The sequence below is a fragment of the Comamonas sp. A23 genome, from assembly GCF_004522605.1.
GTDB lineage: Bacteria > Pseudomonadota > Gammaproteobacteria > Burkholderiales > Burkholderiaceae_C > Comamonas > Comamonas thiooxydans.
Genome location: NZ_RSDT01000002.1, coordinates 779727 through 795837, shown reverse-complemented (window position 1 = coordinate 795837; position 16111 = coordinate 779727). Strand labels below are relative to the sequence as shown.

10 protein-coding genes are annotated in these 16111 nt (G+C 63.2%); 5 read left to right on the top strand and 5 right to left on the bottom strand.

Annotated elements, in window-relative coordinates:
• Positions 1–65: 65 nt before the first annotated feature.
• From EIC84_RS08025 to EIC84_RS08015, 4 genes are all read left to right on the top strand, one after another.
• Positions 66–1058, top strand: a complete 993-nt coding sequence (locus tag EIC84_RS08025; protein WP_003061690.1) for a porin — start codon at positions 66–68, stop codon at positions 1056–1058.
• Between the two features lie 220 nt (positions 1059–1278).
• Positions 1279–1416, top strand: coding sequence for a hypothetical protein (locus tag EIC84_RS25940; protein WP_003059044.1), 138 nt, complete (start codon positions 1279–1281; stop codon positions 1414–1416).
• A gap of 148 nt (positions 1417–1564) precedes the next feature.
• Positions 1565–7501, top strand: a complete 5937-nt coding sequence (gene uvrA / locus EIC84_RS08020) for an excinuclease ABC subunit UvrA (protein WP_003061691.1) — start codon at positions 1565–1567, stop codon at positions 7499–7501.
• A gap of 15 nt (positions 7502–7516) precedes the next feature.
• Positions 7517–8278, top strand: coding sequence for a hypothetical protein (locus EIC84_RS08015; protein WP_003061693.1), 762 nt, complete (start codon positions 7517–7519; stop codon positions 8276–8278).
• Positions 8279–8470: 192 nt separating this feature from the next.
• Here EIC84_RS08015 and EIC84_RS08010 read toward each other — a convergent pair whose 3' ends face one another.
• The 5 genes from EIC84_RS08010 to EIC84_RS07990 all read right to left on the bottom strand — a co-directional run bounded on the left by EIC84_RS08010 (position 8471) and on the right by EIC84_RS07990 (position 14462).
• Complete coding sequence (locus EIC84_RS08010; RefSeq protein ID WP_003061695.1) at positions 8471–9757, bottom strand: TRAP transporter large permease; 1287 nt, start codon at positions 9755–9757, stop codon at positions 8471–8473.
• Positions 9758–9911: 154 nt separating this feature from the next.
• Entirely contained in the window at positions 9912–10427 is a 516-nt protein-coding gene (locus EIC84_RS08005; protein WP_034361274.1) for a TRAP transporter small permease, read from the bottom strand.
• Positions 10428–10629: 202 nt separating this feature from the next.
• The gene (locus EIC84_RS08000) at positions 10630–11616 is read right to left on the bottom strand and encodes a TRAP transporter substrate-binding protein (RefSeq protein WP_003061700.1); all 987 of its coding nucleotides are present in this window, start codon (positions 11614–11616) and stop codon (positions 10630–10632) included.
• Positions 11617–11867: 251 nt separating this feature from the next.
• Positions 11868–12668 carry an HAD-IIB family hydrolase gene (locus EIC84_RS07995; RefSeq protein WP_003061702.1) on the bottom strand — a complete coding sequence of 267 codons (801 nt, stop codon included), beginning with the start codon at positions 12666–12668 and terminating at the stop codon, positions 11868–11870.
• Between the two features lie 165 nt (positions 12669–12833).
• Positions 12834–14462 (bottom strand): peptide chain release factor 3, encoded by a 1629-nt coding sequence (locus tag EIC84_RS07990; protein ID WP_003061703.1) that lies wholly within the window; start codon positions 14460–14462, stop codon positions 12834–12836.
• A 266-nt stretch (positions 14463–14728) separates the two neighbouring features.
• Between EIC84_RS07990 and EIC84_RS07985 the strand changes: the two genes are divergently transcribed.
• Complete coding sequence (locus tag EIC84_RS07985; protein ID WP_003061704.1) at positions 14729–16003, top strand: MFS transporter; 1275 nt, start codon at positions 14729–14731, stop codon at positions 16001–16003.
• The last annotated feature ends 108 nt before the right edge of the window (positions 16004–16111 follow it).

Sequence of the window (16111 nt, the reverse complement as noted above, 5' to 3'; positions counted from 1 at the left end):
GAGGGCCAACAACCTACAAGCCAATGCGGTGCAAAAAACACTATCCCAGGACATAGGAGCACTGAATGACCAAGATGACTCGCATCGCACTGGCCGCACTGGCTGTGATGGGCGCAACCACCGCAATGGCACAGAGCAGCGTGACGCTGTATGGCCGTATCAACACCACCGTCGAACGCCAGAAGGTGGGTGATGAATCGGTGTCCGGCCTGTACAACAATGCTTCCCGCTGGGGCATTCGCGGTACCGAAGATCTGGGTGGCGGCCTGAAGGCAGGCTTCACCCTGGAGTCCGGCTTCAACTCCGACACCGGTACCGGCTCCGCCTGGACCCACCCCACTACCGGCATGTCCTTTGCACGTCAGAGCGAAGTGAACCTGTCCGGCGGTTTCGGCATGATCCGTCTGGGCAACTTCGTCCCCGAGTCCTACTACGCAACTGCTGACTACATCAGCATGCACAACCACGACACAGGTTCTTCTTCCGATGCGCTGTACTACGATCCCGTCTGGTTCGGTGGTCTGAGCACCAAGAACAAGATCGGCTATCGCACCCCCAGCATGGGCGGCCTGACGGTGGATGCCTCCGTGTCTATGCACGAGAAGGATCCCACGGTCGGTCCTCGCAAGAACGGCTACGATCTGGCTGCCAACTACGCCACCGGTCCTCTGCACCTGGGTGCCGGTTTCAGCAAGGTGGGCGACAACTGGCAAGCCGCACTGCGCGGTCTGTACACATTTGGTCAATTCACGGTTGGCGCCTACTACCAGCGCAACGACCAAGACCTGATCGGCACACGCAACAACTTCCGCCTGTCCGGTATGTACACCATGGGTGCTTCCGAGTTCCACGTGAACGTTGGTCACGCCAACAAGTGGAGCAAGGTTGCCGACTCCGCAGCTACTCAGTGGACTCTGGGCTACAACTACAACCTGAGCAAGCGCTCCAAGGTTTACGGTTACTACACCCGTGTGAACAACGACAGCGGTGCTGCATATAACGCACCAGCAGGCAAGGACTTCAGCTCCATCGCCGTGGGTATCCGCCACAACTTCTAATTTGTGCACCGCGCAAGCGGTGTCTCCAGCAGCTGCAGCTGATAATGCAGACCATTACTCCAAGTTCATACCCCATGTCGCAAGGCATGGGGTTTTTTCTTATGCGCAGCCTGTCTGGCAGTAAGCCACGCGCAAACTCGCTCAGGCTCAATGGTCGTGCTGACTGGCGTGGCACGAGTAGCTGCACCAGCTGCTTATTCATAACACTCTGGAGACTGATATGTGGAAGCTGGCGATTGGTTTTGTGGTGTTTGCTGCCGTGGCGCTGTTTGTCATCATGAAGGCGGGCGACAAGGTGGATATGAGTGGAGAAAAGCATGGTGCGGATGCGATTCATGCACCGGCAGAATCCAAATGAAGGCAGCAGCACTCGATCAAAGCCCCGCCAGCCGGGGCTTTTTTTCGGCGACCCTGGCTGCACGCTGAAACGGTAATGCACATGCGCACCCAAGGCTCATGCCAGGACTGCCTAGAATGTTTGGCCTCCATAGAAAAGACCGCAGAACATGACGCAGGGCCTGATCCGTATCCGTGGTGCTCGCCAGCACAATCTTCGCAATCTGGACATCGATATCCGTACCGGTGAGCTGACCGTAGTCACCGGCCCCAGCGGCTCGGGCAAGTCCAGTCTGGTCTTCGACACGCTGTACGCCGAAGGTCAGCGCCGCTATGTCGAGACCTTCTCCGCCTATGCCCGCCAGTTCCTCGATCGCATGGACAAGCCGGCCGTGGACAAGGTCGAGGGGGTGCCACCCGCGATTGCCATCGATCAGACCAATCCGGTGCGCAACTCGCGCTCCACCGTGGGCACGATGACGGAGATCAACGATCACCTCAAGCTGCTGTTTGCGCGCGCGGCCCAGTTGTTCGACAGCAGGACGGCCCTGCCGGTGCGCCACGATACGGCGGACAGTATTTATGCCGAATTGGCCCAGCGCTGCGAGGCCGCGGGCGACCCGCGCATTGCCATCACCTTCCCGGTGGAGCTGCCGGCCAATACCTCGGCCGAAGAGGTGGAGCAATGGCTGTCTGCCAGCGGTTTCACCAAGGTGCAGGCCGAGCGCGAAGTGGAGCGCGCTCACCCAGCAGCTGATGAGGTCGCCAAGGGCAAGAAAAAGGCCAAGCCAGCCCCCGAGAAGATCAAGGTGCTGGATGTGATTGCCGACCGCTTTCGCCTCGGCAAGGCCGAGCGGTCCCGCGCCATGGAGGCGATCGAGGTGGGCCTCAAGCGCGGCAGCGGCAGGCTCACGGTCTATGTGTTGCCTGAAAGCGGTGTTGAGGCGGCCGAGCCCGAGCTGTGGAAGTTCTCGCTGGGTCTGCATTGCCCCGAGAGCAATCTGACCTATCAGGAGCCGATTCCCTCGCTGTTTTCCTTCAACTCCGCGGTGGGCGCCTGCGATGCCTGCCGTGGTTTCGGTCGCGTCATCGGGGTCGATTGGGGACTGGTGATTCCCAATGAAAAGCTTACCTTGCGCACCGGTGTCATCAAGCCGATCCAGACGCCGGCCTGGAAGGAGATTCAGGACGATTTGATGCGCCATTCCGAGGCCGAGGGCATTCCACGCGATACGGCCTGGTCCAAGCTGACCCAGGCGCAGAAGGACTGGGTGATCGAAGGCTCGCCCAACTGGAACGGCAAGTGGAGCCAGACCTGGTATGGCATTCGCCGCTTCTTCGAGTATCTCGAAAGCAAGGCCTACAAGATGCATATCCGGGTGCTGCTGTCCAAATACCGCAGCTATACCGAATGCCCGACATGCGGAGGTGCGCGTCTCAAGACCGAAAGCCTGCTCTGGCGCATAGGCGGCAAGCAGGCTGCGGATGCCGTGCTGCCGCCCGGCGACGAGAGCGGCAGATACCAGCGCTTCATGCCGCAGGCGGTGGGCTGGAGCCGCGAGCAGCTGGAAAGCCTGCCTGGCCTGTGTCTGCATGACCTGATGCGCCTGCCGATCACGCGCCTGCGTGACTTCTTTGCGCAGCTGGCGCCAGACAACAACGCCGTTAAAAATGATGGTGAAGCCCAGGCCTTGAAGATGCTGCATGCAGAAGTCATGACGCGGCTGCAGTATCTGTGCGATGTGGGCATAGGCTATCTCACGCTGGACCGTCAGAGCCGCACGCTGAGCGGTGGCGAGGTGCAGCGCATCAATCTGACCACCGCTTTGGGCACTTCGCTGGTCAATACCTTGTTCGTGCTCGACGAGCCATCGATAGGTCTGCACCCGCGCGATATGGAACGCATCACCGAGGCCATGCAGCGCCTGCGCGATGCGGGAAATACGCTGGTTGTGGTGGAGCATGACCCGGCCGTGATGTTTGCTGCCGACCGCATGATCGACATGGGTCCTGGCCCAGGTGCGCGCGGCGGCCAGATCGTGTTCGACGGCACGCCCGAGGATCTGCGCCAGGCCGATACCCTGACCGGCGCCTATCTGGGCGGGCGCAAGCAGGTGGGTTTCGGGCTCAAGCGCATGGTGACCGAGAGCACGCCGCGCCTGATTCTCGAAGGCGCACGCGAACACAATCTGCGCGATATCAGCGTGGACTTTCCGCTGCAGCGCCTGGTCACGATCACCGGCGTGTCGGGCTCGGGCAAATCCACGCTGATCCAGGATGTGCTGGTGCCAGCGCTGATGCGCCATTTCGGCAAGCCCACCGATGCGGCGGGCGCGTTCGAGCGCCTGCTGGGCGCGGACCATCTGGCCGATGTGATGTTCGTGGACCAGTCGCCCATCGGCAAGACGGCGCGCTCCAACCCGGTCAGCTATGTGGGCGCCTGGGATGCGATCCGCGAGCTGTTCGCCGTGGCGCCGCTGTCGCGCCAGCGCGGCTACACGGCTGCCAAGTTCAGCTTCAACAGCGGCGACGGCCGCTGCCCGACCTGCGGCGGCTCGGGCTTCGAGCATGTGGAGATGCAGTTCCTCTCGGATGTCTATCTGCGCTGCCCCGATTGCAACGGCACGCGTTATCGCCCCGAGATCCTCGAAGTGAAAATCGAGCGCAACGGCCAGCCGCTGAATGTGGCCGATGTGCTGGAGCTCACGGTGGCCGAAGCCGCGCTGCTGTTTGCGCAGGACCGCGATGTGATCCGCGCGCTGCAGCCCATCGTCGATGTGGGTCTGGAATATGTGAAGCTGGGCCAGCCCGTGCCCACGCTGTCGGGCGGCGAGGCCCAGCGCCTCAAGCTCGCAGGCTTCCTGGCCGAGGCGGCCAAGGCGCAATCCAAATCCAAGCAGTCGCTGGCCAAGAAAGGCACGCTGTTCCTGTTCGACGAGCCCACGACCGGCCTGCATTTCGAAGACATCGCCAAGCTCATGCGCGCATTGCGCAAGCTGCTGGAAGCGGGCCACTCGCTGATCGTCATCGAGCACAATCTGGATGTGATTCGCGCCAGTGACTGGCTCATCGATCTGGGCCCCGAAGGCGGCGATGGCGGCGGTCTGATAGTGGCCCAGGGCACGCCTGAAGATGTGCGCCATGTGCAAGAGTCGCACACGGCCCAGGCCTTGCGTGAATACGACCTGGCCATGGGCGTGGGCGGCGAGGCGGTGCGCGAAGTCGCGCCCATGCTCTACAAACCAGAGCGCAAAGCCAAGGCCGCACAAGCGCTGCAGGCCAAGAATTCGATTGAAATCGTCAACGCCAAGGAGCACAACCTCAAGTCGCTGACGGTCGATGTGCCGCGCGGCAAGTTCAATGTGGTGACCGGTGTCTCGGGTTCCGGAAAATCCACGCTGGCTTTCGACATTCTGTTCAACGAAGGCCAGCGTCGCTATCTCGAATCGCTCAATGCCTATGCGCGCTCCATCGTGCAGCCTGCGGGCCGTCCCGAGGTCGATGCGGTCTACGGCATTCCGCCCACGGTGGCCATCGAGCAGCGCCTGTCGCGCGGCGGTCGCAAGTCCACGGTGGGCACGACCACCGAGGTCTGGCACTTTCTGCGTCTGCTCTATGTGAAGCTGGGCGTGCAGCACTGCATACACGACGATGCCATCGTGCAGCCGCAGACCGAGGAAAGCATTGCCGCGCAGCTGATGACGAACTTCCGCGGTCAGACCATAGGCCTCTTGAGTCCGCTGGTCGTCAACCGCAAGGGCGTCTATACCGAGCTGGCCGACTGGGCCAGACCCAAGGGCTACACGCATCTGCGCGTGGACGGCGAGTTTCTGCCGACCACGGGCTTTCCGCGCATAGACCGTTTCAAGGAGCACACCATCGAGCTGCCCGTGGCCAGCGTGACGGTGACCGCGGCCAACGAGAAGGAGCTGCGCGGCCATCTGCGCCAGGCGCTGGAGATCGGCAAGGGCGTGCTGCATGTGCTCTCGGGCATCGAGAATCTGGCCGACGCCATGCAGGGCGGCCGGAGCACGGCCGGCATCGGTGCGCTGCAGGTGTTCTCCACCCAGCGCGCCTGCCCGGTCTGCGCCACCAGCTATGCCGAGCTGGACCCGCGTCTGTTCTCCTACAACAGCAAGCATGGCTGGTGTCCCGATTGCGTGGGCACGGGCGTGAAGCTGACCAAGGACCAGCGCAAGGTCTATGACGACACCTTGCTGGCCGACGACAACCGGGGCCGTGAGGTGAAGTTCGAAGGCCAGGAAGTGGAAGATCTGGCTGAAGTCGTTTGTCCCAAATGCCATGGCACACGTCTGAACCCTGTGGCGCGAGCCGTGAAGTTTCACGATGAGGCGATTACCGATATCGCCCAGCTGTCGGTCAGCGATGTGCGCCACTGGATACAGAGCCTGGAGCTCACGGGCCGCGAAGCCGATATTGCGCGCGATCTGATCCCCGAGATCCAGAGCCGTCTCGAATTCCTGGAAGAAGTCGGTCTCAACTATCTGACGCTGGATCGCGGCGCACCTACCCTGAGCGGGGGCGAGGCCCAGCGCATCCGACTGGCCGCACAGCTGGGCAGCAATCTGCAAGGCGTCTGCTATGTGCTGGACGAACCTACCATCGGCCTGCATGCGCGCGACAACCAGATTCTGCTCAATGCCCTGCACAAACTCGGCGACAAGGGCAACACGCTGGTGGTGGTGGAGCATGACGAAGACACGATTCGCCGCGCCGACCATGTGATCGATATCGGCCCCAGCGCCGGCATTCGCGGCGGCCGTCTGGTGGCTGAGGGCACGGTGGATGACATCATGGCGGCCAAGGACTCGGTCACGGGGCGCTATCTGCTGCACGCCATGCGCCACCCTTTCAAGCCTCGTCTGTGGGTGGGGGAGGGCGAGCCTCCGGAACAGCCGGTTGCTATCAATGCAGAAGCTGCTGACGCTGGTGATATGGCAGTTTCAGAGAAGAAACCATCCAAAGCCAAGAAAAAGAAAGCGGTAGCTGCTACTGAAAATGTGGTGCAGCAAGACAGCGACGCCTTGCACTGGCTGACGGTGATGGGCGCGAATCTGCACAATCTGCAGAGCGTGGAGGCCCGGGTTCCGCTCAAGCGGCTGGTGGCCGTGACCGGAGTGTCCGGCTCGGGCAAGTCCACGCTGGCGCGCGATGTGCTGCTGAGCAATGTGGCGGCCTGGGTGCAGCAGCGCTCGACCAAGGCCGGACGCGATGCCATGGATGCCGGCAAGTCGCCGGCGCTCGTGGGCTGCAAGGGACTCAAGGGTTTCGAGACGATTGATCGCGTGCTCGAAGTCGACCAGACGCCGATCGGCAAGACGCCGCGCTCCTGCCCGGCGACCTATATCGGCTTCTGGGACACGATTCGCAAGCTGTTCGCCGAGACCCTGGAGGCCAAGGCCCGCGGCTATGCGGCTGGCCGCTTCTCGTTCAACACGGGCGAAGGCCGTTGCCCGGCCTGCGAAGGCCAGGGCGTGCGCACCATCGAGATGAGCTTTCTGCCCGATGTGAAAGTGCCTTGCGAAGTCTGCCACGGTGCACGCTTCAACCCCGAGACGCTGGCCGTGAGCTGGCGCGGCAAGAGCATTGGCGACGTGCTGCAGATGGAGGTCGACGAGGCCGTGGAGTTCTTCGCCTCCATGCCTTCGATTGCCCATCCGCTGCAGCTGCTGAAAGACGTGGGCCTGGGCTATCTGACCCTGGGCCAGGCATCGCCCACGCTGTCGGGCGGCGAGGCCCAGCGCATCAAGCTGGTGACCGAGCTGACCAAGGTGCGCGACGATATCGGCCGGCGCGGACAGAAGGCTCCGCACACGCTGTATGTGCTGGACGAGCCCACCGTGGGCCTGCACATGGCCGATGTGGACAAGCTCATCCATGTGCTGCACCGCCTTGTCGACGGCGGCCACAGCGTGGTGGTCATCGAGCATGACCTCGACGTGATTGCCGAGGCGGACTGGATCATCGATCTGGGCCCCGAGGGCGGCAAGGACGGTGGGCGCATCGTGGCCACGGGAACCCCCGAGGAGCTTGTGAAGATCGGCACCCACACCGGCAAGGCACTGGCGCCGGTGCTGGCGCGGTAAGAGGCGGCGCGCACCATGTCCTTCTCGCGCAGCAACTTTCCTGCACCGGCGGAGCTGGTGGCCTCGCGTATCGCGTGGATGGCGCAGATCGCGCGCCCATCGCTGCCGCCTGCGGTGCAGGCCTGGATGACCTGGGCGCGTGGCTGGAAGGATGCGCTGCCGTGGTTGCAGCTTCCTGCATGGCGTGAAGGCGCGGGCAACTGGCTCGCGATGCAGCGTGCCACCGATGCGGCAGGGCTGTGGTCTCAGACTGGTGAGTACCGCTTCGGTCTGGACCTCACGGCCAGCACGCCCGGTGATCTGCGCTGGATCGACGGTGCGGTGGCGGATGGCTGGAGCCCGCACTGGCTGGTGCTGAGCCATGGCCTGGATGGCGACCCGCTGATCGGTGACATGAGCCGGCCCGAAGTGCCTGTGCTGTGGAAGTGGCATGACGAGCCGCACCGCGCGGCCAGGCCATTGTTTGCCTCGCTCGAGGAGTTGATGGCGCATGTGCAGGTCAAGGTCGCCAAAGCGCCACTTGTGCCGCGTGAAACGCGCTCTTCCACCATCTTCTACACCGTGCGCCTGCTGGAGCTTGGACCCGACCCGACCAGGGTCATGCTGGCGCTCAGGAAAATCTTCACGACGCTGTCTGCGCAGGAGCTGCTGAAACTCAAGACCCGGCTGCCGCTGACGCTGCTCGACGATAGCGTCAGCGCCTTGCAAAAGGACCGCCTGGTGCAGCATTTCGGGGGTCTGGGCGCGCGCGTGGAAGTGAGCGAACGTCGCTTGTAGCGCGCACGCAAAGGCGGCCGATGCGGCGCATGCAGCGCGTCCTTCCACAACACACCTCACCATCATCACGCATCACCAGTGCCATTTCTGCCAAGGCAGGTGCATGGTGTTCATGGGGCCGCGGCACCGATTTTTGATCGAAAAAAAGGCCTCCGTGATGCACGCAGGCCTTGTGGTCCAGCACAGTCCGCTTTACTGGAAGCCCAGCGTGTGCGGCAGCCAGGTGGACAGAGCCGGGATGAAGGTCAGCAGGCACAGCACGACGAAGTGGGCCAGCAGGAACAGCGGCATCTCGCGCGTCAGCTCGGTGATGGACACACGCGTGGACACGGCGGTCACGAACAGCAGGCCGCCGACCGGCGGCGTGATCATGCCCAGCGTGAGGTTGACGATCACCACCATGGCGAAGTGCGTGGGATCGATGCCCAGGCTGAAGGCGATGGGCGCGAGAATGGGCACCAGAATCATCACGCCGGGCAGCGGCTCCATGAAGATGCCGAAGACCAGCAGCAGAATGTTCACGGCAATCAGGAACATGACGGGCGAGAGCTCCCAGCTCACGATCAGCTCGGACAGATACTGCGGAATGCCTTCCACCGTGAGCACCCAGGCAAAGGCGGCCGAGGTCGCCATCACCAGCAGCACCGAGGCCGTGAGCATGGCCGAGCGCGCCAGAATGCCGGGCAGGGCCGACCACCTGAGCGTGCGGTAAACCCATTTGCCGCAGACCAGGGCATAGAACACGGCCACGACGGAGGCTTCCGTGGGCGTGAAGATGCCGAAGCGGATGCCGACCACGATGAGTACGATGAGCATCAGCGCGGGGATGGCCTTGAAGCTGGTGCTCCACATCTCGCGTGCCGAGGGGCGCGGTTCTGTGCTGCGGTAGTTGCGCTTCTTGCAGACCCACCAGTTGACGGCCGCCATGGCCAGCGCGATCAGAATGCCGGGAATGAAGCCGGCCATGAACAGGCCGCCCACGGACACGTTCTCATCCTGCAGCGCATAGATGATCATGCTCACCGATGGCGGAATGATGGGGCCGACGATGGCGGTGCTGGCCGTCAGCGCGGCTGCATAGGGGCGGCTGTAGCCGGCCTTGTCCATCATCTTGACCATCATGGAGCCGGGTCCGGCCGCATCGGCCAGGGCCGAGCCGGAGATGCCCGAGAACATGGTCAGCGACAGCACATTGGCATAGCCCAGGCCGCCGCGCAGATGGCCGACGAACTGGGCGGCAAAGCGCAGCAGCACGGCAGTCAGCGCACCGCCCGACATCAGTTCTGCGGCCAGGATGAAGAAGGGCACGGCCATCAGCGGAAAGCTGTCGATGCCCGTGAACATCTCCTTGAAGACGATCAGCTGTGGATAACGTCCGCCCACAAAGACCGCCAGGGCTGCCGAGATGGCCAGCGCAAACGCCACCGGAAAGCCCAGCGTGAGCAGGACGATGATGGCAACAAATAAAGTGATACCCATGATGTTTCAGTCAATCAGTGATTCATGGTGTGGCGCATAGATTCGTACGCGCACCAAGTCAGGGACACCGAGGAAGGGCCGCCCCGCACCGAGGTGTCGTTCCCCTCCCGCGAAGCGAGAGAGGGGGAAGCAGCGAAGCTGCACAGGGGGTGTTTCATATCGACGCTGCGGCGTCCGCATCCATTTCATCGGACTCGGCGAAGCTGCCAGCGGTGATGTAGCCGCGTGCGATGAACAGCAGATGGATCAGCATCAGCACAAAGCCCACAGGCATGGCGCCGTAGATATAGGAGATCGGGATGTCCGTGGCCGCCGTGGTCTGAAAGCGCGTGGCGTACACATACTGCGAGGAGGTCACGGTCATCACGGCAAAGAAGACCGCCAGGACGACTACGACAAAGCCGCGCATGGCCTGTGCCTTGCGGGTGCTCACGCTGCGGTGCAGATTGTCGATGGCCACATGGCCGCCAAAGCGCAGCACCAGGCCCGCGCCCAGGAAAGTGACCCAGATCATCATGTGGCGGGCCACTTCTTCGGCCCAGACGATGGAGTCGCCCGTGGTGTAGCGCAGCACCACGTTGGCAAAAACGATGCAGGCCATGGCCAGCAGCAGCAAGATCAGCAGCCAGCGATTGCCGGCCACGAGAATGCGTTCGATACGATCAAGCATAGGAGTGGGGGTGAGCAGAGGCAGCGGCGAAACCTGCCGCAAGAGCTGGCTGCATCACAAAGTTGAGAGCTGCTTCATCATCGGCAGGAATTGGCGCAAGTCCATTCGTGCTGACCGCAGCCGGGCAAGGACCTGCCTTGCCCAGGAGGGAGAAAAATGCACGGGCCCGTCTCCGTGGAGGCAGGCCCATGTTGCCGGTTGCTTACTTGACGGCGGTGATGGAGTCCAGCGTCTTCTGGCCGAACTTCTTGGCGTATTCCTTGTACGCGGGCTCCAGCGCGGTGCGGAACGCGTTCTGGTCGACCTTCTCCACGACCTTCATGCCGTTGGCCTTGGCTTCTTCCACGCCCTTCTTCTCCACGTTGTCCACGAAGGCGCGCGAAGCCAGTGCCCCCTTCTTGGCGGCTTCCGTGAAGGCGGTCTTCTGGGCCGCGTTCAGCGAACCCCAGAACGAGGGCGACACGATCAGGGCCATGGGGGCGTAGACGTGGGAGCTCAGGGTCAGGTGCTTTTGCACTTGCCACAGCTTGGCGGACACCAGCACGGAGATGGGGTTCTCCTGGCCGTCGATCGTGCCCTGCTGCAGCGCACCGATGACTTCGGGCCAGGACATGGGGGTGGGCGAGGCACCCAGGGTACGGAAGGCCGTGATGTGCACGGGGTTCTCGGTCACGCGGATTTTCAGGCCCTTGAGGTCGGCCACGCCATTGACGGCATGCTTGTTGTTGCTCAGATGGCGAAAGCCCTGCTCGCCCCAGGCCAGCGCGATCAGACCGCGCTTCTGGAACTTGGCCAGCAGCTCCTGACCGAAGGCACCGTCCATCACGGCACGTGCGTGCTGGGTGTCGCGGAACAGGAAGGGGATGTCCACCACGCCCACATCGGGCACGAAGTTGCTCAGCGCTCCTGTGGAGACGATGGCGGCTTCCACGGTGCCCAGCTGCAGGCCTTCGATCAGCTCACGCTCGCCGCCCAGGGCGGAGGCGGGGAACTGCTTGAACTTGTAGGCACCGTTGGTGCCTTTTTCCACGCCTTCGGCCCAGGCGTTGGCGGCAGCGCCGTAATGGGAGTTGACGGCCAGCGCATAGCCGATCTTGACTTCCTTGCCCTGGGCAAATGCAGTGCCTGCGGTCAGGGCGGCTGTTGCTGCCACGGCCGTGGCGACGAAGGTGCGGCGAATCATGCGCATGGTGTTGGTCTCTCAGAAATGTTTTGAAATGAATCAAAAATTGTAGTGAGTGCCAACCGTGGGTTTTTACGCACCCGGGGGTCGTCTTGTACGGGTGGGTGCATCGTGTTTGGCGATGGATGGGCATCAAAAAAGGCCTCTGTGCCGGCAAGCACGGAGGCCTTTGAAAATGAGAGCTGCTTGCGCTTGTTTCCAAACGATTTCAGATTGTTTTGATAGTGAAATCGTTAAGCAAAGAGCGGTTGAAGCTACTATTTTTGCTGAGTCAGCAACTGATCGGCAAGCTGCACAAAGCCGTCGCCGCGCTCGGCCGAGGTCACATGGCGCGGCAGATGCCTGAGCTGGGGCACGAAGCGCGCGATATTGGCCACGCCCACGCTGTGGGGCATGTGCTCGAACATCTGCTGGTCGTTGGTCGAGTCGCCGATATACACCCAGCGCGCCAGCGTGGCGTCAAGATCGATGTCGAACAGCTCGCGTGTGATCCAGCGCGCGCCTTCGAGCTTGTTGTGCTCGCCGAACCAGCCGTTGATGTGGATGGAGCTGACGGTGGCGTTCATGCCGGCCGCTTTCATGATGGCCACGCATTCATCGATCTGTGCCTGGGGCATGTTCGTGAATTCGCTGTGGTCCACGGCGATATCGCATTCGCGGCCGGCCGAGTCCGTGGCGCGTCTGGCGCCGGGCACGGTGGCCTCGATCTGCTCGAGCACCTGCTGCATACGGGCAAAGTTGCGGGCACGCTCGTCGGCGGATTGCTGGTAGAGCTTGTCCAGGCCGCCCTGGGCATTGCGGCGCAGGGCCACGGCACCGTTCTCGGCCACGATGGCGTCCACGGGCCAGGCCGATGCAAAGGGCACGCTCCAGCCCACGGGGCGGCCGGTGATGGGCACGACCTTCAGGCCCGCATCCTTGAGGCGCGCAATCGCGGCCACCACATGCTCGGGCACCACGCCGTCGGTGGTCAGCGTGTCGTCGATATCGGTCAGCACGCCCAGCAGCTTGGCAGGTGTCCGCAGTTCAGACAAAGGGCGCAGAAATTCTTGGCTCACAACAAACTCTCTCGATGTTGATCCTCGCCTGAAGCTAGCGCGGTCCAACTCAGAGACATCGAGCAAGAGCCGCCTCGCAGCGAGGATGTCGTCCCCCTCCGGCGAAGCCAGAGAGGGGGAAGGCGCGGGGCCGCCTAGGCGAAGCGCCTCAGGGGGTGATCACGCTCAATTCGCCGAGCCCAGTGCCAGGCCCGCATGCTCGCGCAGCGGGTGGAAGTGGATCTTGGGGAAGCGCTCCTGCGCCAGGCGCACGTCATAGGGGCTGGTGCACAGATAGGCCAGGGTGTCGGCCGCATCATGCGCCAGACGCATGGGATAGGCGTTCTCGAACTCGCGCAGCTCGGCGGGCGAATCGGCCGTGATCCAGCGCGCCCCGGTGTACTGGCAGCCTTCCAGGCGCACGTCGCAGTCGTACTCGGTCTTGAGGCGGTGCTGTACCACTTCGAACTGCAGCTGACCCACAGCGCCCAGCAGCATATTGCCGCCGACATCGGGCTTGAAGACCTGGATCGCGCCTTCCTCGCCCAGCTGCATCAGGCCTTGCTGCAGCTGCTTGGTACGCAGCGGGTTCTTGAGCACCACGGTCATGAACATTTCGGGGGCGAAGAAGGGCAGGCCGGTGAACTGTAGATTCGGGCCGTCGGTGATGGAGTCGCCCAACTGCACGCCGCCGTGAATCGTGAAGCCGATGATGTCGCCCGCATAGGCCTCGTCAACGGCCTCGCGGCGCTGGCTCATGAAGGTCACCACGGACGTGGGGCGCAGTTCCTTGCCGGTGCGCTGCACCTTCATCTTCATGCCAGGGGTGTACTTGCCGCTGGCCACGCGCACGAAGGCGATACGGTCGCGGTGGTTGGCATCCATGTTCGCCTGCACCTTGAACACCACGCCTGCGAAGGTTTTGTCTTCGGGGTTGATGGTGACTTCTTCGCGCTGGCGGTTCACTTCGGTGAAGGCGACGCGCGGGCCGGGTGGGGGCGACATGTCGACCACGGCGTTCAGCACTTCCATCACACCGAAGTTGTTCACACCGGAGCCGAAGAACACGGGGGTCAGCCTGCCTTCCAGAAACGCCTGGTGATCCCATTCGGCCGATGCGCCCTGGGCCAGCTCCATGCTCTCGATGGCATCGTCGTAGGCCTGGCCGAAGCGGGCACGCAGCCTGTCGACTTCGGTCAGCGGGATGACTTCGAAGTCTTCGGGGCGCTTCTCGCTGCCGGCGGCAAACACCGTCATGCTCTGTGTCTGCAGATTGATGATGCCGCCGAAGCTCTTGCCCTGGCCCACGGGCCAGGTGATGGGGCAGCAGGGCATGCCCAGCTCGCGCTCGACTTCGTCCATGATGTCCAGCGGGTCGCGCACTTCACGGTCGAACTTGTTGACGAAGGAGATGATGGGCGTGTTGCGCTGGCGGCAGACCTCGATCAGGCGGCGGGTCTGCGACTCCACGCCGTTGGCCGCGTCGATCACCATCAGCGCCGAGTCCACGGCCGTCAGCACGCGGTAGGTATCTTCCGAGAAGTCCTTGTGGCCGGGAGTGTCAAGCAGGTTGATCACATGGTCGCGGTAGCTCATCTGCATCACCGACGAGGCCACCGAGATGCCACGCTGCTTTTCGATTTCCATCCAGTCGGAGGTGGCGTGACGCGAGGCCTTGCGGCCCTTGACGGCGCCGGCAATCTGGATCGCGCCCGAGAACAGCAGCAGCTTTTCGGTCAGCGTGGTCTTACCCGCGTCCGGGTGGGAGATGATGGCGAACGTACGACGGCGCCGGGTTTCTGGGGCGTATGACACAGTATTGAGAGCTGTAAATACAGCCGGAGAACGCCGGCTGTGACAACAAAAGGTGCGGCGGTCCGTTTGCCGCACCAGGCCCGCACCCATGCAGGGCAGACCTGTGAATAAGTCTTGAGGGCGCTTATTTTAACGGCAGGGCCAATTCATGGAGATGCTCCGGCAAATGCGGGGCGGGCGACGCCATTGCCCAGGGCCGCTGGCTCCGGCAACTGGCAGATGCGGAGCACAATAGCGGCCTAGTCTCCGGTCCTTATTTACCCCTCATGAACAGCGCCCCGCAGGATGTGAACACCTCCTTGCCCATCCAGTCTCCAGCCTCTGCCGCTCCGGTATGGATCAAGCGCGGCACGCCCGAGTACCGGCGGGTCAGCGTGGCGCTGTTCCTGGCGGGGTTTGCCACCTTCTCCCTGCTGTACTGCGTGCAGCCGCTGCTGCCCGAGCTGGCCCACAGCTTTGCCGTCAGTCCGGCCCAGAGCGCGCTGGCGCTGTCGGTATCCACGGCCTGCCTGGCCGGCTCCATCGTGCTGGCAGGGGCCTTGTCCGAGGGGCTGGGGCGGCGCAAGTTGATGTTCATCTCCATGGCACAGGCGGCGCTGTGCAATCTGCTGGCTTCGTTCATGCCGCAGTGGCATGCGCTGCTGGCCGCACGCGCGCTGGAAGGCTTGCTGCTGGGCGGCGTGCCTGCCGTGGCCATGGCCTATCTGTCCGAGGAGATCGACCCGCCCGGCCTGGGCTTTGCCATGGGCCTGTATGTGGGTGGCACGGCGCTGGGCGGCATGCTGGGCCGGGTCGGCATGAGCGCCATGACCGAGTTCTGGGGCTGGCGCCATGCCATGGCTGCACTGTCGGTGCTTGACCTGCTGGCAGCCCTGGGCTTTGTCTGGCTGCTGCCCAACTCGCGCAACTTCATCAAGAAGACCGGGCTGGGTGCCCGGTATCACCTGCAGGCCTGGGGCCGGCATCTGCGCCACCCGGGCCTGCCGCTGCTGTTTCTGATCGCCTTCGGCCTGATGGGCGTGTTTGTCAGCATCTACAACTATGCCGGCTTTCTGCTCAGCGCATCGCCCTATGGTCTGAGCCAGCTGCAGATCAGCCATATCTTCTACGCCTATCTGCTGGGCACGGCGGCGTCGCCGATTGCCGGGGGGCTGGCCGATAGGCTGGGCCGCGGCCCGGTGCTGGTTGCTGGCACTTTGCTGATGGCCGCAGGCGTGGTTCTGACCCTGTTGCAGCCGCTGGCCGTCATCGTGCTCGGCATCGTCCTGCTGACGGCAGGGTTCTTCATCGCGCATTCGGTGGCCAGCGGCTGGGTGGGGCGACTGGCCACGCAGTCCAAGGGGCACGCATCATCGCTATATCTCTGGGGCTATTACATGGGCTCCAGCGTGCTGGGGGCCGGGGCGGGCTGGTTCTGGTCGCGCTGGGGCTGGACGGGCGTGGGCTCCGTGGCCTTGGCTGTACTGGCGCTGGTCATCGTGCTGGCCTTGCGCGTTCAGTGGCTGGCCGGGATTGCGGCCGCGAATCGAGCCGCTTCTTGATGCCGTCTTGATATCGGCACGCCCAATCTCTACCCGTTCTTGACGGGCGAATTTCTACAGTTCCTCCATCGCAATCAAGCCGCGTGAACGGCTTGCGGGAGGAATGAA